Below are 24,434 nucleotides of genomic sequence, written 5' to 3'. Positions count from 1 at the left end.
GACGGCCGTCCCCGTGTCCTCGACTTCTGCTACGACCTGACCTGTCCGGAGGAGTTCCCATGCCCGTGACCGCCGCCCCCGTCCACCCTGGGCGGGGCTCCTTCCACAGCCTGCACTGCTATCTGCACTGGAGTGCGGAACACGTCGATGACTTCATCACCGGCACACTCACACCGCTCATGGAGGGACTGCGTCGGAACGGGACGATTGCCGACTGGTTCTTCATCCGCTACTTCGACGACGGTCCACACCTGAGGGTGCGGGCCCGGGGCGCCGAGGCGCACGAGCACCGCCGGTGGCAGGAGCAGTTGGTCGCCGCGGCCCGGGCCGCCGACCATCCGCTGCTCGACCTCAGCACCGCCAGCCCTCCGGGGTGGCCGGGGCACGCACAGGCCCGGCAGGTCGACTACGAGCCGGAGACCGAGCGGTATGGCGGCCGGGCCGCGCTGCCGGTGGCCGAGACGGTGTTCGGCACCTCCAGCCGGATCGCCGCCGAGGTGGTCGCGCGTACCCCGGGACCCGGCCAGCGGATGGTGGCGGCTACCGACCTGGTCCTCGCCACCCTGATCGCCCTCGACCTGGACATGCTCGCCGCGGCCCGATGGCTGCGCCGCAGCGCGACCGCCTGGCGGTGGCACCCGGAGAGCACCACGCTGACCCCGGGCAACGTGCAGGGGCCGGCGCTCGCCGCAGCCACCACGCAGGCCCGCTCGGTGGTACGGCGCTGGCACGAGATCACCGCCTCCGCGGCGGACGGCTCCCGGATCCGGGACCGGTGGGCCGCCCAGGTGCGCGCCGCCCGCGCCCAGTTGGAGAACAATGCCGGCGGCGGCGACCAGTGGGCCGGGGTGTGGGCGTCCCAACTGCACATGCTGCTCAACCGGTTGGGCATCCTGCCCGACGAGGAGCGCTCCCTCTACCACTTCCTCGCCGCCGCCTTGCTGGCGCCGGACGGCCCCACCGACTTCTTCGCCGACGGCACCGCCAGCCCCGACCGGCGGTACCTGGAGGCCAGCAGCTACGCCCCGGGCCGGATCGAGTGGCAGCGGCCGCGGACGTCGGACCGGACGCGGCACGGCGACCGGCGACGGTCCGGTCCGCCCCTGGCCCTTCCCCCCGCCGCGCCCGTGACGGCCGCGCTCGGCGACGCGCTCGCCGCGCGGGCCAGCGGACGCGGCACGCTCTGCGGCCCGATGGACGCCGCGCACCTGGCCACTCTGCTGTGGACCGCCAGCGGGGCGAGTTACCGGGCCGGCAGGCCCGGGGGCCGCCGACCCTACCCGAGCGCCGGCGCCAAGTACGCGGTCCGGCTGCGCGTGCTGGCCCGGGACGTGGCCGACGTCCCGGCCCACCAGTACGACGTGGACGCCGAGTCCCGGCTCCTGCTGCCCACCGGCCCGGTGCCCACCGACGCCGAGCTGGCCACCGCGTCGATGTGGTTCAAGGCCGGACCGGCGACGCAGTCGGCGGACATCCCGGCCAGCCAGGATCGGATCGATCTGTCGGCGCTGCCGGCGCTGCTCGGGGTCTACGTCGACCTGCCCGTGCTGCGGGCCGCCTACGGCCTCCGGGCGCTGCGCTTCGGCATGCTCGAGGCCGGTCACCTGGCCCAGAACCTGGCCCTCACGGCGGCGGCGATGGGACTCGGACTGGGCATGGTCGGTGGGTTCTACGACGACATCGCCCACGAACTGCTCCTCCTCGACGGGGTCGACGAGGTTCTCGCCTACCTGCTCCCGGTCGGCCGGCCCGTCGGGTGACCCCTGGCGGTCGGGTCCGCACGTCGGGCCCGACCCCTGGCCGGCCCGGGAGGGGACGGTCACGGGAAGGGATGCGGATGCAGTGCCAGGTCCTCGTAGCGGGGCCGCCCGGGCAGGCGGCCCAGCGCCGCCGGCACAGTCAGCAGCCGGGGCAGCCCCCGCGTCCGCCGGTTCAGGTGACCGAACGTCATCGGCAGGGTGCCGGGGACGACGACCTTGGCAGCATGCAACCCGAGGGCCTGCCGCAGCTCGGGGATGCTCTGGTCGACGACGATCGGTTCCACCCCGGCCCGGTGATGCAGATCCGCGCAGAGCGCGCCGAACAGGGCCGCGAGGTCCTCGACGGGACGGGGCAGCCCCGGCCACACCTCCCGCCAGGCCCGGGTCCGCCCGGCCCCGAGCAGGAACTCGTAGCGCGGCCGTGCTTCCGGCAGGCAGTGCAGCATCATGTGGTCGTCCATCCGGCGGACCAACGCGGCATCGTCGAGCATCGGCAGTAGCCGGTCGCGGTCCGCCCGCGCCGAATCCCCCTGCCACGTGTCGCGCACCTCGTAAAGGTTGACGACCAGCTCCACCACGGCTGAGTGGATCGCCGTGAGGGGATCCGGGTGGGCGCCGGCCGCGAAGAACGCCGTCGGCGCCCCCACGGCGGGCATCCGGTGGTGCGCCAGCGCGACGACCGCCGGCACGGCCAGGTCGGTGGTCGCGTCGAACAACCGTAGGTCGTAGTCGAGCAGGTCCAGATTGTCGGCGAGGTGCCCGACCAGGTCGAGTTCGTCGGGGAGCGCGACCTCCACCAGTGGCGTACGGGCGTACCAGGCCATCAGGAAGGCGTCCCGTTCGATCACCTCGAACAGGCCGTGCAGGGCCGCCTCCTCCAGGCTGTTGCCGAGACCGCAGCCGTTGGAGGACTCCGACAGGAAGGTCACCGACGGGCGCTGCCCGAGGTCACCCCAGTACGCCGCGTGCTCCGGCACCGCCACGGACGTCGCCCGACTGGGCGACCACCCCGGCACCCACCACGTCGGCACGTCGGGGGCGTACGGGATGTGGTGGGCGCTGGGCAGGTCGGGCAGACCGAGGGCTGCGGGATCGACGGCACGCTCCGGTCCCAGCTCCGCGAAGGACGCCCAGTGCCGGGTGGCGGGCCCGTGAGGGGCGTACCCGGCCAGCCGTTCCACCGCTTCGAAGAGCGCCAACCGGTCAGCCTCCGCGGCGGTCGTCGCCCGGCCGAAGCCCGCCACGGTGACCGCCGGACCGGCGACCACCGCCGTGGTGACCGGCAGCCCGTACCCCTCGTGCCGGTGCAGCTGAACGACGTGGCCCAGCCGTGGCTCCAGCAGCGCCCGGCGAAGTCCCGCCAGGTCGGTCGCCGGGTTTGGCCGGCGCAGCCGCAACGGGTCGGCCGGCGGCTGACCGCTGCCGGTAAGCGGCGTCCCAGGTGGAGCCGGGGGCTGCCGGCTGAGGCATCCTTCGCAGCGAACCCCCACCGGCGCCACCGGATGGGCGGACACGCTTCCGTCGGGCGGGACGACCCAGAGCCGCGCGGCGGCGGACTGCGGCTCGGCCAACGCCGACCGGACCACCGCGGCGAGGACGGGCAGCAGGGCCGGCGCCGGCCGACCGCCGAGCCGCAGCTCGGAATCACCGTGCGGTGTCCGGCCGCCCGGCGCCGCCAGCCTGGCGGCCTCCAGGCAGCGCAGGCAGGTGGCACTGTCGGCGCCGACCAGCGGACCCACCAGCGCCGTACCGCCGTCGAACCGGACGGGCAGGACGGTGCCGCCGGCCCCGGTGCCCCGGTCGGCCAGCCGACTCAGCTGCGCCGGACTCCACCGGGTCGACACCACCACCGCCGGGCCGGAGCCGGCCCACCCGTCGTCCTCGGCCAGCACCGGGTACGGCGACCCCGCCCCCCTCAGCGCCTCGGCGAGCTGGCCGGCCAGGTCGGGGTCCGGCTGCCAGGGACCGTCCCGATCGTCCCCGGGCAACCGAGGCTCACCGGTCATCGCCGGCCCGCAGGACGACGAGCCCGACCGTACGCAGGGCGGCGGCCAGCGGAGCCGGCGGCGTCACCACGATCGGCTCCGCGGGGGCGCCGACGAGGGTCCGCAGTGACCGCCGGAGGGCGGCCTCCCGTTCGGACCCGTCGGGCATGGGCGCGGCCGAGCGGCTCACCCGTGGCGACGCTCCGCAGGGGCCGTGCGAGTACGGCAATCCGGGCTGGTGGGCACGCCAGCGGACCGTGGCGACCGCGGCGAGGGCGGCGAAGGCGACCGCGTCGTGGGCCGAAGCCTCGATCGCCCAGCCGAGTTCCATCCACCCATCGGGGTCCGTCGTGCCCGGGCCGCGCACGACGGCCAGCTGCGCCCCGGGGGCGAGCCGGCGGACGTGAACGGTCGCCGGGACGCCGAGGCGGCGGGTCAGCGTACGCCACCAGCGGCGGGCTGCCGGCGCGTCGAACGCCCACGGGGGGACAGCCCCGCCTGACGTGACGCCGGCCGAGGCCACCGACCGGCGGGCGAGGCGGCGCAGCAGCACTCCCTCTGCATGGCTGCGGTCCACCCCGCAGGCCAGCACGGCGGCCCCTCCGGTAGACACGCTGAGCAGCTCCACCGCTGCCAGCGTGGCGTGCAACCTCGCGGTGGAGGTGTCCGGACCGTGCCCGGTGACGAGCGTCCCACCGGCCGGGCCGGGAACACCGCCGACCCGGCACCGGGCCAGTCCCACCGGTAGTTGTGGCAGATCGTCGAGCTCCACCGGCGGCAACACACCGAGTTCCGGGTCCGTGAGGGAGGTGGGTAGGCCCGCGCGGACGGTGTCGTCCCGCCGGTCGGGGGCGTCGACCGCCGGTGACCGTACGCCGGGCGGCCACGGGTGGGCGGTGGCGCGCAGCGGATCGCTGCGCACGACGAGCGCCGTCGGCGCGGCCGGTTCGGTCAGCTCGGCGAGCGCGCCGAGGAGCCGGTGCGCGGCGCAGGCGCCGGCCACCACGGCAACCGGGTCGCCAGGGGCCGTCGCCGCGCTGCCGAGTCCGAGCCGCTCGGCGATCAGGCCCGCCTGGGCCCGCAGATGCGTGCCCGGGCCGACGGGGGTGACGTAGCCGACCGTGGCGCTGGCCCCGGTCACCACGGCACGCCCGTCGCCAGCGGCGAGGGTGACGCGCCCAGCGTCGCGCGGTGGGTCGGTGCGGGTCGCGGCCCGCCGGACCCGGGCTCCGGCGGCGGTCAACGCCTCGATCGCGGCGGTGGCAGCGGGGCCCGCTCCCGTGACGGTCACCGGTTCCCGGCCGATGCCGGTCCAGGATGCGGCGGGGTCGGAGGCGACCGACGCCAGCCAGGTGGCGACGGCGGGGGGAGGCACCGGGGCCGGCCCGCAGGCGTCGGCGGGGGCGTGGGCGCGCCCGGCGGTGGTCCAGTGCTCCGGCACCCGGACCAGCAGGTCGTGTTCCCGGAGCAGGTCGGCCAGCCGGTACAGGGCGAGGGCAACGGGCGGGCGTGGCGACAGGTCGCGCAGGTCGTCTGTGGTCCGGCCGGATGCGAGGCGCCGGGTGAGCAGTTGCCAGAGCCGCCACAGCTGTGGCGCGTCGTCCAGGGTGAGGCTGGTGTCCCAGGACCGTAGGTGCAGCCCGCCGTCGATTCGGGTCGCCTGCAGTGTGGGGCGGAGTTGCCAGGAAGTGTTCGACATCTGCTCGCCTCACCGGTCGGGGAACGGCTGGGGTCGTCGGAGAAATCCGGGATTGGAAGGGCGACTGTCGCCGGGCCCGGCGACAGTCGCCTCGTCACTCAGGCAGCGCGGTTCGCGCTCCGCGGCGGCTACCCCATCGGCTCCTCGGGGACGATGGAGCAGGAGCAGGACGCCAGGCAAGCGCTGATCCGGGACGCCCCGGACTCGGGGATCGCGACGGTGTCGCGCATGACCGTCACGGTCAGGCCGCTGAGGTCGAGATCGTCGAGCTCGAACTCGTCGTCTTCTCGTCCGATCGGCATGTGGTCACCTCCCTTCGAGGTGGGATGAGGCCCGGGCACGCCGGGATGGCAGAGATTCTTCCGGCGGCCGGTGCGGGGCGTCGTCAGTAGTTTTGCCGACATCACTACTTACCCCCGCTCGGGGGCCACCGCTGCCTGCCCGGCCGGGGTCCCGCCCCTGGGCGACCCCTCGGTAGAGACGTGTCATCCGGCGCACGACGCCCGAACCTTGATAGGGCCAGGGCGGGTCCTTGGCCGTTCGCCGTAACGGACCCGGTAACGGCGACGGCCCGCCGGGGGAGGAGTGGCCGACAGGAGATGGTATTAGGACGTGATGCGTGATGTCGTTCTGTCCAGGTGTGCGGATGTATCGAGCTGTTCCGGCATGGCGTACAGAATCGTTGCAGACTGAGGGCCAAGGGGTTGTCGGTTCGAATCCGGCCGTCCCGACAGGGTGAAAACGCAGGTCAGAGGGCTGGTCCGAAACGTCGGGCCGGACTTTTCTGGCTTCCTGGGGACCACGCCGGTCAAGTGCGCCGTCCGGTAGCGCTCCTTGGCCGCTGGTCAAGTTTCAGGTGGCGACCCGGGTCATCTGCCGAGTTGTTCGTTTCTGTATCAAGGCGGCCCGCAAGCGGGCCGCGCCGGCCGGCGGATACTTTGGGGGATGCGCGAAGAGGAAGTCTTCCGTGGCATCGCCGCTCGCGTGGCAGCTCGCGACCACAGCGATCACGTGTACGTCCGCCCTGGCTACGTCGACGCGAGCGGTGCCTGGGCGCTGAAGCCCGCGCCCGAGGGCATCCGATGGGTGGAGGAACGTGGGTCACGGGAGCACCTTGCCGCGCTGGCGGCCGACGCCGTCGACCCGCTGCCGCCGCTTGAACCTGCCTCTGTACAGGCTGTAGACGACGCTGAACAGGCGCTGGGGCATCCGCTGCCGCCCCTGCTCCGACGCATCTACCTGGAGGTTGCCAACGGCGGCTTCGGTCCTGTACTGGGCGTCGCCGGTGGCTGCACAGACGATCTAGGGCGTACAGCGATCGATCGGCTCGACTCTCGAGAACCCTCCGGCTTACTGCCGATCGCCTATTGGGGATGCGCGATCTACTCCTATGTCGACTGCGCCGGCCGGGGAGCGATGATGTGGGGCTTTGACCCGAACTCGGGCTTGGCCGAACACTCGTTCTACTCAGAGGGGATCTCTCTTGTGGAGTGGCTCGACCGGTGGCTTAACGGACGTCTTGAGCAGCCGCGCCTTGACTCCGATCCTGAAAGCTGATGGAGCGCGGCTAGGACGTGTCCTGTCGATCTCGTAGTGGTTGATCGTTGACGATGCGCCGGTGGTACGTCGTGGTGAACTCACCGACGAGGCGTGGGCGGTGATCGCGCCGCTGCTTCCCGAGCCGGGTGGTTCGCGGGGGCGGTGGCGGGATCACCGACAGGTCATCAACGGGATCTTGTGGAAGCTGCGCACGGGTGCGCCATGGCGTGACCTGCCGGAACGCTTCGGGCCGTGGAAGACCTGCCACGAACGGCTGCGCCGCTGGATGGCCGACGGGACGTGGGATCCTCGCCGCCGCGCAGGTGTACGACGACGGCACACCGGTGCAGTGGACGGGTGTGGTGCGCCAGTCGTTCCACAAGTACTGACGGCGCGCCAGCGAGGAGGCGCGGTGGGGGCGACGGCGTCGCCGCCCCCGCTGTCACGTCCGGGAAGCGACGCCGGCGGAGCGAAACGTCGGCATTGGCGGTTGGTGAACGACTGCTATCCCGGGCGGCGGTCGGCCGCAGATCATTGCCCGGAGATAGATGTGAGTCACTCTCACCTCTGGGTGGAACGCCCGGGCGCGGAGGGCGAGATGTCGGCACGGCAGCCGGGCGTACCGAAGGCCCGACTCCGCGTCCCCGGAGGAACTCTCATGCCCCGTCCCCCACTCCGCGCCCGGCTCGCGGCGCTCACCGCCGCGGCCCTGACCGCGAGCGTACTGACCGTCACCCCGCCGTCACCGGCGCTGGCCGCCAGCACGTTCGCCGCCAACGACTACTGCCTCGGCCAGTGCGCCGACATCCTGCCCCCAGGGCAGAACGGCAACGCCACGCTGGCCGCCATCCTGGCCCACCAGGCGCTCGGCACCCGCCCCGCGCACTCCAGCGACCAGCTCGACGAGTACGCGAACCTGGTCTACAACTACGCCGGGCTGACCGACGAGCAGATCGCCCACTTCTTCAACGACGCCTCCTTCGGCGTCCCCGCCGCGCAGGTCGAGAGCACCGTCTCGCCGCGCGCCGACGTCACCATCGTGCGGGACAAGGCCACCGGCGTCCCGCACGTCACCGGTACCACCCGCGCCGGCACCATGTTCGGCGCCGGCTACGCCGGGGCCCAGGACCGGCTCTGGGTGATGGATCTGCTGCGGCACGTCGGCCGCGGCAAGGTCACCTCGTTCGCCGGCGGCGCCCCCGGCAACCGGGAGCTGGAGCAGAGCGTCTGGGCCAACTCGCCCTACACCGAGGCGGACCTCCAGGCCCAGGTGGACGCGCTGCGTACCAAGGGCGCCCGGGGCCAGCAGCTCTACACCGATGTGGTCGACTACATCGCCGGCATCAACGCCTACATCGACAAGTCGATCGCCGACGACAACTACCCCGGCGAGTACGTGCTCGCCGGCGCCGGCAAACCGAAGCACTTCACCATGACCGATCTGATCGCCACCGCCGGCGTGATCGGCGGCCTCTTCGGCGGGGGCGGCGGCAGCGAGATCCAGTCCGCGCTGGTCCGGGTGGCCGCCCGGGCCAAGTACGGCGCCACCGAGGGCGACCGGGTGTGGGCGGCGTTCCGGTCGCAGAACGATCCGGAGACCGTGCTCACCCTGCACGACGGGCAGAGCTTCCCGTACGGCGCGACGCCGCCCGGTGCGACCAGCGCGGTGCTCCCCGACGCCGGCACGGTGGTCGCCGAGCCGCTCGCCTACGACCAGACCGGCGGGGCCGCCGCGCGCACCGGCGCCAGCACCGCCACCCAGGAGCTGATCGGCGGCCTGGCCAACCTGCGCGCACACGGCATGTCCAACGCGGTCGTGGTCTCCGGACGGCACACCACCACCGGCAACCCGGTCGCCGTGTTCGGCCCGCAGACCGGCTACTTCGCCCCGCAACTGCTGATGCTCCAGGAGTTGCAGGGCCCGGGCATCAGCGCGCGCGGCGCCGCGTTCGCCGGGCTGAACCTCTACGTGCTGCTCGGCCGCGGCCAGGACTACGCCTGGAGCGCGACGTCGGCTTCCCAGGACCTCACCGACACGTACGCGGTGCCGCTGTGCACCACCGACGGCAGCGCTCCGACGCTGCGCACCAACCGCTACCTCTACCACGGACAGTGCCTCGCCATGGAGACGCTGGAGCAGCGCAACTCCTGGTCGCCGACGCTGGCCGACTCCACCCCGGCCGGGTCCTACACGCTGCGCGCGCTGCGCACCAAGTACGGGCTGGTCGCCTACCGGGGGCTGGTGAACGGGCAGCCGACCGCGTTCACCAAGCTGCGCTCCACCTACCGGCACGAGGCCGACTCGGCGATCGGCTTCCAGGCCTACAACGACCCGTCGGCGATGGGCAGCGCGGCGGCGTTCCAGGCGTCCGCCGCGAGCGTCGGGTACGCCTTCAACTGGTTCTACGTCAACTCCACCGAGGCGGCGTACTACAACTCCGGCTCGAACCCGGTCCGCCCGGCCACCCTCGACCCGAACCTGCCGGCGAAGGCCGAACCGGCGTACGAGTGGGTCGGCTGGAACCCGGACACCAACGACGCCACCTACGCCCCGCCCTCGACCCACCCGCAGTCGGTCAACCAGGACTACTACGTGAGCTGGAACAACAAGCAGGCGCGGGACTTCGGGGCGGCGGACGGCAACTTCAGCTTCGGCTCCGTACACCGGGGTCAGCTGCTCGACGGTCCGGTGCGCGCGGCGATCGCCCAGCGCAAGCTCGGCCGCGCCGACGTCGTCAAGATCATGGCGGACGCGGCGGTGACCGACCTGCGCGGCCAGCAGGTCCTCGGCGACCTGCTGCGGGTGCTCGACAGCGCGCCGGTCACCGACCCGGCGCTGGCCGACGTGATCGGCAAGCTGCGGACCTGGCAGCAGGCCGGCGCCCGGCGGGTGGAGACCACGCCCGGCTCCAAGGTCTACCAGCACGCCGACGCCATCCGGATCTTCGACGCGTGGTGGCCGCTGCTCGCCTCGGCGCAGTTCCGCCCCGGCCTCGGGCCGGACCTCTACGCCGCGCTGGTGGACGCCATCGAGGTCAACGAGGCGCCGTCGGGTGGCCAGAACGGCGGGCGCGACGGCGCCGCGAGCTGGGCGTTGCAGGGTCAGGCGCACAAGGGCTCGGCGTTCCAGTACGGCTGGTGGGGCTACGTCGACAAGGACCTACGCACCGTGCTCGGCGACCCGGTGGCCGGCGGCCTCGGGCGGGCGTACTGCGGCGGCGGCGCCCTGGCCGCGTGCCGGACGGCGCTGCTCGGCGCGCTCGGGCAGGCGGCGGCCGTGCCGGCCAGCACCGTCTACCCGGGCGACAAGTCCTGCTCCGCCGGCGACCAGTGGTGCGCCGACTCGATCGCCCACTCCGGGCTCGGCGGCATCACCCACCCGCTGATCGCCTGGCAGAACCGTCCCACCTACCAGCAGGTCGTCTCGTTCCCGGCCCGCCGGGGCGACGACGTCACCAACCTGGCCCAGGGGCGCCCGGCCACCGCGTCGAGCACCCAGTTCCTCACCAGCCACACCCCGGGCAAGGCGGTCGACGGCAGCCTGAGCAGCCGCTGGGCCAGCAGCTACAACGACAACCAGTGGCTCCGGGTCGACCTCGGCGCGGCCCGCACCGTCAGCCGGGCGGTGCTGCGCTGGGAGTCCGCGTACGGCACGTCGTACCGGATCGAGGTGTCCGGCGACGGCAGCTCCTGGACGCCGGTGTTCGCCACCACCACCGGCAACGGCGGCGTCGACAACGCCACCTTCGCCCCGGTCGCCGCCCGCTACGTGCGGGTGTACGGGGTCGAGCGGGCCACCTCGTACGGGTTCTCGCTCTACGAGTTCGAGGTCTACGGCCGGTGATGCCGAAGGCCGGCCGGCGGGAGCCCCCCGCCGGCCGGCCACCGTCAGGGCAGGTCGACAGCCGCTCGTGCTCACCCTCGCCTCATCGGACAGGGCTTTACGACGTCGGGGCGGGGTCAAAGTGGGGCGGTCAGGTGGACTGCCGGCCGCGACCGAGTGCCAGGAGCAGGCCGGCGGCGGCGAGGGCGGCTCCGGCGGCGGCGGTGTACGCGGGGAGTTGGGCGGGGATGCCCAGGTGAACGGTGATGCCGAGGATGCGGGACAGGCCCCAGGGCAGCAGCGCGAGCTGGTCGTTCCACACCGTCAGCGCGCGTTCCAGGCCCACCACCGAGACCAGGGCGGACAACACGCCGAGGGGCACGCCCGCGGCGGTGAGCGTCAGCCCGATGGCGCTTCGGCGGCGCAGGCCGTACCGGTCCCGCAGGACCGCGGCCGCGGCCACGAACAGCCAGCAGAACGCCGCGAACGCGACGGTGACGTACGCCGCGCGCAGACCCGGCGCGGTCCAGAAGGCGAACCAGTACCCGCCCGGTCCGCGCCCGGCGAGCGCGGCCAGCAACAGCACGCTGCGCAGCAGCGCGACGCCGCCGACCACGGCCCACAGGTGGAACGGGTCCCGCCGGCCGACGACGAGGCGTACGACGAGGGCGAACAGCGCCCACCCACCGAGGGTGACCAGCAGGTGCGCCGGCGCGGCGAACCAGGTCAGCACGAGCCGGCTCGCCACCAGCACCACGGCCGGGACCAGCCACACCAACACCCGGTCCGCCCGCGCCCCGGGCGTCGGCAGCGCGGCGACCCGCCACGGCCGGAGCGCGCCGAGCAGCAACCCGCGCGCGGCAGCCGCGCCGAACCCGCGCCCGCGCAGGCCGAGCAGCACCACGAGCAGGATCGCCCCGAGCAACGCCCGGGCCGCCCAGGCCATCGCCGGGTCCCGGTCGGCGCGCCGCGCCCCGAGGTCGGCGGCGGTGAAGTTGTACGCGGGCAGGTCCAGGTCGGCGCCGTAGCGCTGCCGGTGCGCGTCGCGTGCGTCGTGGTACGCCGCTGCGGCCAGCCGCCAGTCGTGGCGGGCGGCCGGGGAGCCGGTGTCCAGCCACTGCGCGTGCCGCAGCACCATGGCCCGGTACGCGCCCAGCGTCTCGAACAGGTCGACCTGGTAGTCGAGCGTCGTGGTGAAGCGCCCGCGCAGTTCGGCGTCGCGCCACGTCGCCGGGTCGGTCGCGGCGACCAGGTCGCGCATGCGCCGGGCCAGCGCGACGGCCTGCGTGCCCTCCTCGATCGCCTCGTCGACGCGGCCGCCGGTCACCGCGTAGATGCTGTCCAGCGCGGCGGAGTCGCCGGTCGGGATGTCCCACTCGAAGATCCACATCATGGGCGGTGGTTCCAGCCCGAGCGCCCGCACCGACCGGTCGGCGTACGGGCCGATGTAGAGGCCTTTGGTGACCGCCGGCCGGGACAGCGCCATGGCCTGCCCGATCGCGGCGACGGTGGCCGGGTCGCCGGAGAACGTGCGGTACGCCCAGTCCGCCGTGACCTGCGCCGGGTCGGAGTGCGGGTCCCAGGCCAGCCGGCCGACGGCGTACGTGTTGAGGTCGTACAGCTGCCAGAAGCCGGCGCGCAGGTACAGCGACATGGGCCCGGCGCGCAGCGGCCCGCCGTCCTGGGTCCAGTTCCACACGCCCTCGACGTTCGGGTTGGCGGCGAGGAACGCGCGCAGCGCCTGGCGGTGCAGCGGGCCGAGGTCGTTGGGCAGCGAGCCGAACGCCTCGAACTCGCGCCGGGCCTGGAACTCCACGATGCGGCGGTGCCCGCCGCTCAGCAGGGTGGTGTTCAGCGGCAGGTGGCTGTAGAAGTCGCCAAGGGTGTACTTGGTGGACACGATCAGGTGCGGGTCGTCGAGCCCGCCGAGCACCTGCGCGTACGACTCCGGGTTGGTGTGCAGGTCGCCGACGGCGCCGACGCCCACCGTCCAGGTGCGGAAGATGATCTCCTTGCCGGCCGGGCCCGCGGTGTCCAGCAGCGCCCGCAGCATCGCGCGCACGGACGTTTCCGTGGTGACCGCGAGCCTTGACGAGTAGTCCCAGCCGGTCCCGGCGTACACCTCGCCGCCCTCGCCGACTCGGACCATCAGGCCGTCGATGAAGGGCATGCTCTCGAACAGCTCGGCCAGACCGGCCTGGTAGACCGCCCACAGCCGAGGGTCGGCCACGTCGAGGCCGCCGACGGTCCGCGTCAGGTACGCCTCCAGCGGGGGCGACACCGCGAGCATGTCGGTCAGCAGGAAGACCCGCACGCCCAAGTCCTCGGCGTACCGGAAGACGGGGCCGAACGCCGCGACCATCGCCCGCGCGCGGTCGACGTGCGGGTCGCCGGGCGGGTAGACCGCGCGCCCGTCGCCGACCTTCGCGAACGTGACGTACTCCAGGAAGCCGGGCACGACGATCCCGTTGAATCCCTGCGCCACCGAGTGGTCGACGAACTGCCGGAACTGCGCGTCGATGCGGGCCACCGCGTCGGCGTCCACCCACGGCGCGCCAGGCAACACCGCCGACCCGACCACGTCGGTGTTCAGGCCATAGTCGTCGCCGGCGGCGAAGGCGGCCGGGTCGGGCTCGCGCCCCACCGAGCCCGCGTCGGTCAGCCGCAGGCCGAGCCGGGGAATGACCACCCGACCCGCGTCCGCCGCGGGGAGCGCCTCGGCACCGGAGCGGATCCGGTCGGCCAGTCGGTACATCCCGGCCGCCACGCCCGCGACGTCGCCGCCCTGGACGGCCAGCTCGGCGCCGTGCACGTCGAGCCGGTACGACTCGGGCGCCCCGCCGAGGGTGGCCAGCACGCGCGCCCGCAGCGTGGTCACCGCCGACAGGTCCGGGGCCGCGACGGCCGCGCCGGTGCCCGGCGCGGACGTCGCGGACCTGGCCGGGCGCGGCGCGGCGGGGGTGAGCATCGGCCGGGGCAGGCCGCGGGAGACGACCGCGTCGGCCACGGCGGCCGCGGCCTTCCTGACGCGCGGCTCGTCGGGCACGATGAGGGACGCCAACGGCGGGACCGGTGCGGGCGCCCGCACCGGCGCGGCGACGGCGTCCTCGCGCGGCACGGCGGCGGGGGTGTGGCTCAGCCCCAGCGTGTGACCGACCCCCCAGGCCGTGGCCGCGCCGAGCGCCAACAGGACCGCCGCGGCGACGAGCAGCGGGTACGGCCTGCGGGCCCGAGCAACGTGAGTCACGCTCGCATGGTAGTGGCCCACCGGCCTCGTCCTCGACGTGCGGAAGGGCTCCCTCAGTAGCAGCGAACTGTGGGGCCAGCGCGACTGTCACCAGGCGAGTCGTCCGGCAGATGGGCAACGGCGAGTAGTGCCTGGCGTCGCGCATCGGGTCGCCGCCGTCGCGATCGTTGCTGGCTACGTCCGGCTGGTCTTTGCATGACCCGGACCGGCGATCAGAGCTGCACCGGAACGTCGATCACCTGGATCGGCTCCTGTTTCCAGGCCGCCAGCAGACCGTTGACCACTTCGACCGTGTCCGTCCAGCCGGCACGGCCACTCAGACCGGCGGCCAGCAGGGTCGACGGGACCTGCCCGGCGCGCAGCAGCTGCTGCCAGCCCGCGACGTCGAGCTGCAGGTATTCCAGCGCGGGCAGTTCGGTGACGGCGGGAAGATTGGCGACGACGGCGGATTCGGTGAGCAGGGTGCGCAGCCGGTGGCCGGCCAGCGCGGACAGGTCGGAGGGCACGGCTCCGGCTCTGATGTACAGCACCTCGGTCGTCGGCTGGACATCGGCGAGCGTCTTGCCGCTGTACGATCCGACCCGCACCAGCAGCCCGCCTTCTGGACCCGACTTCGCCAGGGTGGCGGGCCGCTCGGTGAGCAGCTCGGTCAGCGAGGGTGCCAGCCAGCGGGCGCCAGCCGACATCTCGTGGTCCACGAACAGCACCTGGCCGAACGTCCCCTGCGGCCCGGGGGCGAGGTCGACGACGTACAGGTTGCCGCCACCGTCCTCTCCGACCACGAACCACGCCGGCGAGGCCGCCAACCGCTGCATCCGGCCGTGCGGATCGGGCGCGACGACCTCGGTCGCACCGTACTTCCAGGACAGGTACCGGGCCTGCGGTTCCAGATAGGCGCGGGCGGCGGCGTCGGCCAGCGGCACGATCCGCAAGCCGTAGAAACGCTTCCCGTCGGCGGGCTGCAGGACCAGGGTGCCCTCGGCCGCGGCGAGGAAGAGCGCCCGGACGTCATCGGGCAGCGCGACGCCGAGGTCCGCCTCCGCTGCGGCCAGCTCCGACGGGTCGGCCGGCCGCGCGTCCGGCAGCAGCTGTCGGACCAGCGCGGTGACCGTGGCCGCGTCGGCGCCGGCGGAGGAGGCCACGTCGTAGCGGACCGGCTCGCGGCGGTACGGCTCCGGATGCGCTCCGGCGACCAGGTGCACGTCCTCCAGCAGGTCGCTGCCCATCCCGAACGAAACCTGCAGCGCGCTGGGGACGACGCTCACCGCCGCTGCCCCGGAGCGCGTCGGGACGCCGCGCACCGCGACGGCCTGCCCGCCGGTCAGCTCGACCGGCGATCTGAGCATGTCCGTCGGCCGCTCACCCCGCTCCAGGTCCAGCCCGAGGAGGCGGTGGTCGCCGTCGTAGGTGATCGAGCCGCCGACCGCGCCCGGCGGTACGGTCGCCCGGTAACGGCGTTGCGGTTCCGGGTGGCCGCCGCCGTCTTTGGTGACGAGGTCATCTCGGTCCCTGCGCCATCTCTTCCCACAACCATCCCCTCCGCTGATGATGCGATCTTCTGCCGCTGACCGCGCGTCGGAGACGGCCGGACCCAGCCGATGGAGTGCTGCTGCCCGATCGGTCGGCTGCCACGCCGTCGACGCCATTGAATGTCGGCGTTGTGCTGGCGCTCACAGGACTGACGCGTCAGCGGGGTAGCCACGAGGTGTCGCTGGCGGTCAGGCAGCGCGGCGGGCGCGGCGGCGGGCTTGCATGAAGGCTGTGTCGCCGCGTACGCGGTCCCACCAGGACCATGGAACGCTGGTCATGTACCGGCCGATCGATGCGAAGACCGGCGCGGCGTCGGCGTCGCGGCCGGTGCGTGCCAGCCCGTACGCCAGAATGTTGGCGTCGTTGAGCCAGTCGGCGTGGCGGGTGGCCGGTTGGTGGAACCAGCGGGACAGCGCGTTGTCGAGGTCGGACTGCATGGCCGGGTCCTGCCGCCACCGCTGGGTGATGTCGTCGCCCGTGCTGTCCTGGGATGCGCGCTCCTGTTCCCACAGTGCCCACTCGGCGGCGGCCTGTACCGGCAGTACGTGCAGCGGCGAGCCCGCGGGCGCCGCGGCGGCGACCGACCGGGCGAAGCCGAACATCGCCTCGTGCGAGCCGCTCCACTTCCTGCAGTGGTACGTCAGCTTGAGTACGTGCCCCTCCCGATGCCAGGGGTCGCGCCGGGTCAGCTCACGCCACGTCTCTTCGACGTCCTCCGGTGGTGTGCTCTGGCCGATCATGAGGTCGAGCAGGTTCACGTACGGCGTGGGGTCCTCGGGTGCGAGCCGCATCGCCAGGTCGTTCACCTGCCGGGCCAGGTGCAGCAGGCGGTTGAACTCGGTCCACTGCTCCGGACGGACGCTGGCGGCCCAGTCCCCGCCGCGCACCTCCCAGGCTCGTGCCATCAGTGACCGGGCGCGTACGAGTTGAGCGTCCGGATTGGTGGGCGTGCGCGCTGCCCAGCGGTCGGTCCAGGCGGCCGCGGTGTCGACCCGGCCGGTCGTAGGGTCGACTCTGGATCCCAGCCCGCCAGCGGTCGATTCGGCCAGCACGCGGACGTAGCGTGCCCGACGGTCGTAGTCACCTCGGGTGGCGGCCAGGGCCTTGCGGGCCGGTTCGATGTCGGAGCCGTACCGCGCCTGCGTGCACGCCTCGCGCAGCACGGCGTCGTCCTGCGCCAGGTTGGTATCGATCTGGCGGGTGAGCAGCCGCCTCACGGTCGAGATCACAATCAGAGATGGTAAGCGTCGGCTGCCGTCCACCTCGGGCCTGGACCTGGTCCCGCGCGGGCCTGGCACGCCCCGAACAGCTGAATGCGGCTCAGGTCAAGATCATGCTCTGGTGGAGCCCACCAGCCCCGACAGACCGAGACCACTATCGTTCAGCCTGAGCCCACCGGCACCAGGTAACAACCCTCCGGCAAACCGGGGGATCCTCAGGATGTGCCGCGGCACGCAACTGTCCTGGAGGTCGACGATGCCAACGACGGTCCGCTCGTTCCGTACGCCCGACGGCGTGACGCTCGGGGTCGAGCACTTCGGCGATGCGGCGGCGCCCCTCGTGCTGCTCGTGGGCGGCCCGACCATGCTCTCGTGGCCCGACGCGCTCTGCGAGACGCTCGCTCGCGGCGGACGTCACGTCGTGCGTTACGACCTGCGCGACTCCGGCGCGTCGACGACGATCGACCCCGAGGCGCCGGCGTACACGCTGCGCGACCTCGCCGCCGACGCCGCCGCGCTCGCCCGCGGACTCGACGACCGGCCGGCGCACCTGGCGGGCATCGGGGTCGGCGGCATGGTCGCCCAGGTCGCCGCGCTCGACCACCCGGAGGCGTTCTCGGCACTCACCCTCGCCGGGACGCGGCCCGTCGCACCGGGCCCGGTCGACGACGACCTGCCCGACCACGACGCGGCGACGATGGGCCGGCGGTTCGCGCTCCCGATGCCCGACTGGTCCGACCGCGCTGCCGTCGCGGAATTCGCCGCCGTCGGCGCAGGGATCCTCGGCGACGACCCCGCCGCGGCGCGCGCGAAGGCCGAGCGCATCTTCGACCGTACGCCGGGCAGGGAGCCCGCAGTCCAGATGGCCAACCAGATGGGCCTGGTGTTCGCCAAGCTGGACTGCAAGCCGCGCTGGCGCGAGCGCCTGCCCGAACTCGCGATACCGGCGCTCGTGGTGCACGGTCGTCGCGACCCGTTCTTCCCGGTCGGCAACGGTGAGGCGCTCGCGCGCGAGATCCCCGGCGCGCGGTTGCTCGTGCTCGAACAGGCCGCGACCGCGATCCCCGACGCGGCCGCCGATGAGGTCGCGGCGGCGATGCTCGCGCTGTAGACGTCTTCGCGCCGCCACCGCTGCCACCACGGCTACCGGCGTACGCCAAACCGGCGATCACCAGGTCCTGAGACCGGACACCCGGCGGGATCTCCAGGCTCCCACGGTTGGCGCACGGCGGGAGCACCGGCGCGGCGTGGAGGACGCCTGGGCGCGGTACGAGGTGCACGCGTACCTGTCCGGCCTCGCTGCCAGGTCCGGGGAGTAGCAGCCCTCTTGCCGAGACCTGTTCACGAGCGTAGGAAGGACAGCACGCTCCACCCACCGTCGTCGGCCCCTGCATCGGACCACGGTCCGGTGTCGAAGGAGATGCGCGTGACCACACCCAGACGGCTCCGTCTCGCCGTGTCCGTGCTGGTGACCGCAGGCGCCGTCCTGCTCGGCGCGGCCGCCGCCGCGGCGCCACCCGCGTCTCCCGCACCGGCCGGGCCCCAGGACTGCGACCCGATCGACCCGACGGCCTGCCTGCTGCCGTTCCCGAACGACTACTTCACCGTGCCGGACCGGAGCAGCCCGACCGGCAAGCGGGTGCGGTTCGCGGCCTCCGCCATGCCCGCCAACGCGCAGGGGACCCCGATCGACCCGACGGAGTGGAACCGGCAGGACGGGTTCAGCCCCGGCTCGCCGATACTGGTGCGGGTGCCCGGCCTCGACGCCGCGGCGAGCGGCATCGCGCCGGTCACCGACATCGGTCGCTCGCTGGCGCCGGACGCGCCGGTCGTGCTGCTCGACGCCCGCACCGGCAGGCGCACGCCGTACTGGGCCGAGCTGGACGCGCACGCGGCCGGCCAGCCGGAGCGGCAGGTGCTGATCATCCGGCCGGCGGTGGCGCTGACCGAGGGCACCCGCTACGTCGTCGGCCTGCGCGGCCTGCGCGACGGCACCGGTGCGCTGATCCCGGCACCGGAGGGATTCACGGCGTACGTGACCGGCGCCGGCCTCGACCGCAGGGACCGTCGCGCCCCGCAGATGAAGCGGATCCTCGCCGACCTGGGCCGGGCCGGCGTCAAGCGGCACAGCCTCTACCTGGCCTGGGACTTCACCGTGGCCAGCCGGCACGGTCTGACCGGGCGGATGCTGGCGATCCGCGACAGCGCGTTCGCCTCCCTGCGCCGCGCCGCACCCTCGTTCACCGTCACCCAGGTGACCGACTACCCGCCGGAGCAGGAGCCGCTGATCGCCCGGCAGGTGACCGGCACCATCGGCGTACCGTCCTACCTGACCGGTGACGGCGGGCCCGGCTCCCGGCTGCACTACGGGCCGGCCGGCGGCGGTGGGACGCCACCGACGCCGAACGCCCTGCCCACACCGTCCGGCACGACGGTGGCGGCCGACTTCGTCTGCAACATCCCGCGCAGCGCGTCCGCCGCGAGGCCGGCGCACCTCTCGCTCTACGGCCACGGCCTGCTCGGCAGGCCGACAGAGATCAACGCCGGTAACGTCAGGACGATGTCGCACACGTACGACTTCACCTTCTGCGCGACCAGCTGGATCGGCATGGCCGCCGCCGACGTCCCCTACGTGGCCGGCGCCTTCACCGACCTCAGTGCCTTCCCCGCGGTGGTCGACCGGTTGCAGCAGAGCTACCTGAACTTCCTCTTCCTGGGCCGGACGATGATCCACCCGGGCGGGTTCGCCGCCCACCCGGCGTTCCGGGACGCCACCGGACGGCCGCTGATCGACGTGGCCGGCGGGCTGCACTACGACGGCAACAGCCAGGGCGGCATCAACGGCGGCGCGCTCACCGCCATCGCCCAGGACTGGACCCGGTCGGTGCTCGGCGTGCCGGGAATGAACTACTCCACGCTGCTGCAACGCAGCGTGGCCTTCACCCCGTTCCAGACGATCATGGACGGCCACTACCCGGACAAGGTCGACCAGCAGCTGATTCTCGCGCTGTTGCAGATGTTGTGGGACCGCTCGGAGGCCAACGGGTACGCCCAGCACATGACCGACCGGCCGTTGCCGGGCACCCCGGCGCACCAGGTGCTGATGCACGTGGCCTTCGGCGACCAGCAGGTCTCCACGGTCGCGGCGGAGGTCCAGGCGCGCACCATCGGCGCCCGCCTGCACACCCCCGCGCTCGCCGACGGCTGGTCACCGGACGTGCGGCCGTACTGGGGGATCACGCCGATCCGCAGGTACCCGTACGCCGGCTCGGCGATGGTGGTCTGGAACAGCGGCGCGGCGTACGCGCCACCGCCGACGAACCTCGCCCCGGCCGGCCCGGAGTACGGCGACGACTCGCACGAGTTCCCGCGCGCCCAGGCCGCGGCCCAGCGGCAGAAGGCGGTCTTCCTGCTCACCGGCAAGGTGATCGATGTCTGTGGGCGGAAGCCCTGCGCGTGACGCGGTGACCCTGTCGGCCCGTGACATGATTCCGCCCATGGGCAGACAGCAGGACACCGGCGGAACCGACCGTCACAGTGGGTCAGGTGCCGCCGGGGACGATGCGGCGGGTGGCAGCGTCGACGCGCGGCTCGCCGTCGCGCAGGACCCCGCGACGCCACAGATGACCCTCATCGACCTTGCGTCCGATCCGTCGGCCGTGGTCCGCAAGGCGGTGGCGAGCCGCACCGACGCGCCCGCGCAGGCACTGCGACCGCTGACCCGGGACCGTGACCGTCATGTCCGGGAGGCGGTGGCGAGGAACCCCTCGACCTCGATCGGCAACCTCATGCTCCTCGTGAAGGACGCCGACCGGTGGGTCCGCTGGGCGGTCGCCGGCAACCCGGCCTGCAACGAGTCGATTCGCCGGGTGATGGCGGAGGCTCCCGACAAGGAGCTTCGCGGTCTCCTCGCGGAGACGCGCGAACTGGAGCCAGAGCTGGCCGCGCGGCTGGCCGACGACGTCTCACCCGAGGTACGGGAGAGACTCGCCACCCACACCCACGACCCCGACGTGATCACCGTGCTGATGGCCGATCGCACCGCGCGCGTACGCAAGGGGCTCGCCCGCAACCCGCGGACCACCCCCGCCCAGCGCAGCGCACTCGCCCAGGATCCCGTGGTGGACGTCCGGGTCGCGCTGGTGCTCGCGGTCGAGCTGGACGAGGCGGATCTGCGACGCCTGGTCGACGACCGTTCGGTACAGGTGCGGATGGCGATGGCGACGTCGGAGCTGGTTCCGCCGCACATCCGGCAGGCGCTCGGCCGCGACCCCGACGAGATGGTTGCCGGCGCGGCGCGCAACTTCCGCTCGGGAGCGGGCAACGCCACGGTGGTACGGGCTCCGCGCATCGGTCACCGGGCCTCCGGGACCGGCCGAGACCGACCGGGCGGCGCCCGGCGCTGAGGCCGGTTGGCGTCGGGCGCTGAGGCCGGGGCGGCGACCCCGACGCCGTTCCGCGCGGCTTCACACGTGGGCCTTGGGTCGGGCTGGAGCCTGCCGGGTGATCGTGAAGCGGCGGAGTTGGGGAACGAGCGCGGAGACCAGCCCCACTCCGGCGAGGCAGGTGAGCCCGCCCACGAGCAGAGCGGTGCCGCCGGACGCCCCCGTCGCGACCAGTCCCGCACGGAGGCCACCGAGGTGTGGCCCGGCGGCGCCGACGATGTGTTCGAGGGAGGCGATTCGTCCGCGGTGGGTTTCCGGCGTCGACGACTGCACGATGGTGCCACGTGACACGACGGACCAGGTGTCCGCGGCGCCGGCGAGGGCGATCAGGGCGAGCACGACGGGGAGTTGGCTGCTCAGGCCGACTCCGGCCAGCGACGCGCCCCAGGCGGCGGCGCAGGCCAGGAGCACGAGGCCGGGGCGGTTGCGTCGGGTGATCAGCCCCGACAGCGCCGAGGCGAGTACGCCGCCGACGGCGAGCGCCGAGGTGAGCAGTCCGAGGATCTGCGGGGATCCGCCGAACCTCTCCTGGTTGATGACCGGGAACAGGGCCACCGGCATGGCCAGCACCGTCGCGGCCAGGTCCACGAGGAAGGCGCCCCGTACGGCCGGGGTGCGCACGGCGAAGCCGATGCCTTCCCGGACCGCGGCGGCGCCGGCTCGCCCGGCCCCCGTGGGTACGTTCGACTCGGGCAGCCCCGCAAGCCCGATCAGCGCGGCGACGAACGTGACGGCGTCGACGGCGAAGCAGACGGTGGTGCCCCACCGTGCGGTGAGGACTCCCGCGACCGCCGGGCCGAGCAGCACCGCGACCTGGAAGGACAGGTGGTTGAGGGCCAGTCCCGCCGCGAGACGCTCGGGGGGCAGCAGTTGCGGGATGAAGGACCGCCGGGCGGGCCCGCCCAGCGCGGAGAGGCTCGATGCGACGGCGACCAGGCCGAACATGGCCCACACCCCGTCGCCGGGCCACAGGGCGATCCCGGTCATGAGCAGACTGGTCACGATCAGGCCGCAGGTGGTGGTCATGGCCAGCCGTCGCCGGTCGACGTGGTCGACGAAGGCGCTGCCGAGCAGCGCGACCGCGATGAGCGGGACGGCGGTGAACAGCCCGAGGAGCCCGACCATCAGGGGGTCGTGGGTGCGGTCCCAGACGTAGAAGGTGGCGGCGAAGCCGCCCAGTTGGCTGCCGAAGCCGGACGCGGTGGTGCCCAGCCACAGACGGCGGAAGGTGGGGTGCCCCCGCAGCGGGCGGATGTCGACCAGTGCGCCGAGGAGACTCATCAGGGGTCTTCCTTGAGGGCCCGGGTCAGGTTGTCGTCGAGCCGCTGCCGGAAGGAGCGCCTGGCGAGAGCGGCGTTGATGTCCTTGACGACCTGGGTGAGCGGGTACGGGATCTCCGCCTCCAGATCCCGCACCGTCGCCTCGGTCGCCCTCCACTCCGCCTGGAGAAGTGGCAGGAGTTCGCGTCCTCGTGCACTGAGCCGGATGCGCCGGGTCCGGCCGTCGCTGCCCTCCGCGCTGTCCACGAAACCGGCGGCGCGCATCGCGGCGGCCGTCTGGCTCATCGCCGAGTGGGTCACCTCGACGGCGGTCGCCAACTCCTGGATCGTCATCGACCCGTGCCGGCCCAACTGGATCAGGGGGCCCACGAAACGGTTGCGCAGCCCGGTGATGCCGGCCTGGTCGTACAGCTGCGCGATGTCCTGATCCATCGCGTTCAACATCTGCCACAGCGGACGCCAGTGACTGTCGAGGAGATCGGGGTTGTCGGGCTGTCCATCACCGTCTGCCACCCCGGCACTGTACCGGAGATATATAAGAACTGTTACAACGGTCGCCGGGAGTCCGGATGGGGCGCCGGCGCCGCCGGCAGCCGGCCGTCCGGCGCCCGCACCCCGGCGCAGGCGTCGCCGGTGGTCGATCGCCCGGAGCCCGCGTTCGGCGGAGGCGCCGCCGACACGTGGTCGCCCGGTGTTTGCTGTCCCCATGAGCTTCCCGTCGCACCGGCAGCGTCGCCGTCGGCAGTCCCGGCGACCGGTGGCGCGGCTGGACGCCGACCGGTACATGCTGGTGATGCTGATCGGCTTCGGCGGTGCGGTCCTCGGCACCCGCGCGTTCCTGGCGCTGACCGGCTATCCGCAGGTCGGCGGCGGCACGTTGCACATCTCGCACGCCCTGTGGGGCGGCCTGTCGTTGTTCGTCGCCTCGCTCGTCCCGCTGCTCGTGGTCGACCGGGCGGCGCTGCTCTGGGCGGCGCTGCTGGCCGGGGTCGGTGCGGGGCTCTTCATCGACGAGGTCGGCAAGTTCATCACCGCCGACAACGACTACTTCTTCCCCGCCGCCGCGCCCATCGCCTACGCGGCCTTCCTCATCTCGGTGTGGCTGTACGTGCGCGCCCGCAGCACGCGCGTCGAGGGCAGGCGGGCGCAACTGCACGCCGCGCTGGAGCTGCTCGGCGAGGCGGTCGACGGCAGGCTCGGCAACCGCGACCGGGCGCAGCTGCGGCGACGGCTCGGCATGGCCGCCGCGGGTCCGGACGGCGACCACCTGCGGCCGCTGGCCGTCGCGCTGCTGGAGCTGAGCCGGCCCGGGACGCTGCCGCCGTACGAGCACCGGTCGGGGTGGTTCTTCCGGACGGCGGTGGCCGTACGGGCGTGGCTGGCGCGTTCGCTGACCCCGGTTCGGCTGCGCGTCGGGCTGGTCGTGGCACTCGGGCTGCTGGGCGTCGCCGCCCTCAGCGACCTCACCACGATCGTCGCGGTGGCCGTCGACCTGCGCGACGGCACCACCGGTGGGGTGCTCACCACCGCCAACGAGTACGCCCGCGTCGACATCCAGGACCGCCGCGGGGTGCTGCTCCTGCTCGTCCGGGCGCTGCTGGACGTCTGCGTGGGTGCCGCGCTCATCGTGGCCGCCGGGCTGCTGCTGCGCGGAGTGGCGCGTCGGGCCGTCGAGATCGCCCAGGCCGGCCTGCTCACCTCCCTGAGCGTGGTGAACCTGCTGGTGTTCTACCTCGACCAGTTCGCCGCCGCCGTCAGCGCGCTGGGTCAGCTGACGGTCCTGCTCGCGGTGCGGCGCTACCAACGGCTGGTCGACCAGCCGGCGCGGGACGACCGGTCCGGCGGGCCCGACGGCGCCTGAACGAGCGGCTACCCGTCCGGCGCCGAGGTCGCCCTCGGGGGACGA

At 73.4% G+C, this 24,434-nt stretch carries 15 protein-coding genes and 1 pseudogene; 8 read left to right on the top strand and 8 right to left on the bottom strand.

Translation table 11 applies throughout. The features are described 5' to 3' along the window. Nucleotides 1-59 precede the first annotated feature (59 nt). Nucleotides 60-1,760, top strand: coding sequence for a thiopeptide-type bacteriocin biosynthesis protein (locus ACTMS2_RS19975; RefSeq protein ID WP_441176764.1), 1,701 nt, complete (start codon nt 60-62; stop codon nt 1,758-1,760). A 59-nt stretch (nt 1,761-1,819) separates the two neighbouring features. Here ACTMS2_RS19975 and ACTMS2_RS19970 read toward each other — a convergent pair whose 3' ends face one another. The 3 genes from ACTMS2_RS19970 to ACTMS2_RS19960 all read right to left on the bottom strand — a co-directional run bounded on the left by ACTMS2_RS19970 (nt 1,820) and on the right by ACTMS2_RS19960 (nt 5,746). Continuing rightward, nucleotides 1,820-3,748 carry a TOMM precursor leader peptide-binding protein gene (locus ACTMS2_RS19970; protein ID WP_441176763.1) on the bottom strand — a complete coding sequence of 643 codons (1,929 nt, stop codon included), beginning with the start codon at nt 3,746-3,748 and terminating at the stop codon, nt 1,820-1,822. A 7-nt stretch (nt 3,749-3,755) separates the two neighbouring features. Beyond that, nucleotides 3,756-5,444, bottom strand: a complete 1,689-nt coding sequence (locus ACTMS2_RS19965; protein ID WP_441176762.1) for a hypothetical protein — start codon at nt 5,442-5,444, stop codon at nt 3,756-3,758. Between the two features lie 128 nt (nt 5,445-5,572). After that, nucleotides 5,573-5,746, bottom strand: a complete 174-nt coding sequence (locus ACTMS2_RS19960; RefSeq protein ID WP_363901515.1) for a thiazolylpeptide-type bacteriocin — start codon at nt 5,744-5,746, stop codon at nt 5,573-5,575. A gap of 643 nt (nt 5,747-6,389) precedes the next feature. Here ACTMS2_RS19960 and ACTMS2_RS19955 point away from each other — a divergent pair. The 3 genes and pseudogenes from ACTMS2_RS19955 (at nt 6,390) to ACTMS2_RS19945 (ending at nt 10,827) form a co-directional block, all read left to right on the top strand. Continuing rightward, entirely contained in the window at nt 6,390-7,001 is a 612-nt protein-coding gene (locus ACTMS2_RS19955) for a hypothetical protein (RefSeq protein WP_441176761.1), read from the top strand. A 61-nt stretch (nt 7,002-7,062) separates the two neighbouring features. Beyond that, nucleotides 7,063-7,416: pseudogene (locus ACTMS2_RS19950) on the top strand (IS5 family transposase); the annotation flags it as partial. Between the two features lie 225 nt (nt 7,417-7,641). After that, nucleotides 7,642-10,827, top strand: a complete 3,186-nt coding sequence (locus tag ACTMS2_RS19945) for a penicillin acylase family protein (protein ID WP_441176822.1) — start codon at nt 7,642-7,644, stop codon at nt 10,825-10,827. Between the two features lie 130 nt (nt 10,828-10,957). On the opposite strand, the gene ACTMS2_RS19940 is transcribed toward ACTMS2_RS19945, so the two are convergent. The 3 genes from ACTMS2_RS19940 to ACTMS2_RS19930 all read right to left on the bottom strand — a co-directional run bounded on the left by ACTMS2_RS19940 (nt 10,958) and on the right by ACTMS2_RS19930 (nt 16,812). Continuing rightward, nucleotides 10,958-14,053: a hypothetical protein gene (locus tag ACTMS2_RS19940; protein ID WP_441176760.1), complete on the bottom strand. Its 3,096-nt coding sequence runs from the start codon at nt 14,051-14,053 to the stop codon at nt 10,958-10,960. 212 nt (nt 14,054-14,265) lie between these two features. Beyond that, on the bottom strand, nt 14,266-15,399 hold the full coding sequence (locus ACTMS2_RS19935; RefSeq protein WP_441176759.1) for an SMI1/KNR4 family protein: 1,134 nt from the start codon (nt 15,397-15,399) through the stop codon (nt 14,266-14,268). A 372-nt stretch (nt 15,400-15,771) separates the two neighbouring features. Continuing rightward, nucleotides 15,772-16,812: a DUF4034 domain-containing protein gene (locus ACTMS2_RS19930; protein ID WP_441176758.1), complete on the bottom strand. Its 1,041-nt coding sequence runs from the start codon at nt 16,810-16,812 to the stop codon at nt 15,772-15,774. Nucleotides 16,813-17,059: 247 nt separating this feature from the next. Here ACTMS2_RS19930 and ACTMS2_RS19925 point away from each other — a divergent pair, with 247 nt between their 5' ends. The 3 genes from ACTMS2_RS19925 (at nt 17,060) to ACTMS2_RS19915 (ending at nt 21,209) form a co-directional block, all read left to right on the top strand. Then, nucleotides 17,060-17,914 carry an alpha/beta fold hydrolase gene (locus ACTMS2_RS19925; RefSeq protein WP_441176757.1) on the top strand — a complete coding sequence of 285 codons (855 nt, stop codon included), beginning with the start codon at nt 17,060-17,062 and terminating at the stop codon, nt 17,912-17,914. Between the two features lie 315 nt (nt 17,915-18,229). Continuing rightward, a complete protein-coding gene (locus ACTMS2_RS19920; protein ID WP_441176756.1) occupies nt 18,230-20,263 on the top strand; it encodes a hypothetical protein in 2,034 nt (677 codons plus the stop codon). A gap of 37 nt (nt 20,264-20,300) precedes the next feature. Then, nucleotides 20,301-21,209 (top strand): hypothetical protein, encoded by a 909-nt coding sequence (locus ACTMS2_RS19915; RefSeq protein WP_441176755.1) that lies wholly within the window; start codon nt 20,301-20,303, stop codon nt 21,207-21,209. 60 nt (nt 21,210-21,269) lie between these two features. Here the strand turns inward: ACTMS2_RS19915 and ACTMS2_RS19910 are convergent, their stop codons facing one another. Further along, the gene (locus ACTMS2_RS19910; RefSeq protein WP_441176754.1) at nt 21,270-22,529 is read right to left on the bottom strand and encodes an MFS transporter; all 1,260 of its coding nucleotides are present in this window, start codon (nt 22,527-22,529) and stop codon (nt 21,270-21,272) included. After that, nucleotides 22,529-23,041: a MarR family winged helix-turn-helix transcriptional regulator gene (locus ACTMS2_RS19905; protein ID WP_441176753.1), complete on the bottom strand. Its 513-nt coding sequence runs from the start codon at nt 23,039-23,041 to the stop codon at nt 22,529-22,531. The genes ACTMS2_RS19910 and ACTMS2_RS19905 overlap by 1 nt, the downstream gene beginning before the upstream one ends. Before the next feature lie 193 nt (nt 23,042-23,234). Here ACTMS2_RS19905 and ACTMS2_RS19900 point away from each other — a divergent pair, with 193 nt between their 5' ends. Next, a complete protein-coding gene (locus tag ACTMS2_RS19900; protein ID WP_441176752.1) occupies nt 23,235-24,389 on the top strand; it encodes a hypothetical protein in 1,155 nt (384 codons plus the stop codon). Nucleotides 24,390-24,434: the final 45 nt, after the last annotated feature.

The sequence above is a fragment of the Micromonospora sp. SD12 genome, from assembly GCF_052068495.1.
Taxonomy (GTDB): domain Bacteria; phylum Actinomycetota; class Actinomycetes; order Mycobacteriales; family Micromonosporaceae; genus Micromonospora; species Micromonospora echinofusca.
The sequence above is the reverse complement of the archived record's forward strand: the minus strand, read 5'-3'. Positions and strand labels throughout refer to the sequence as shown.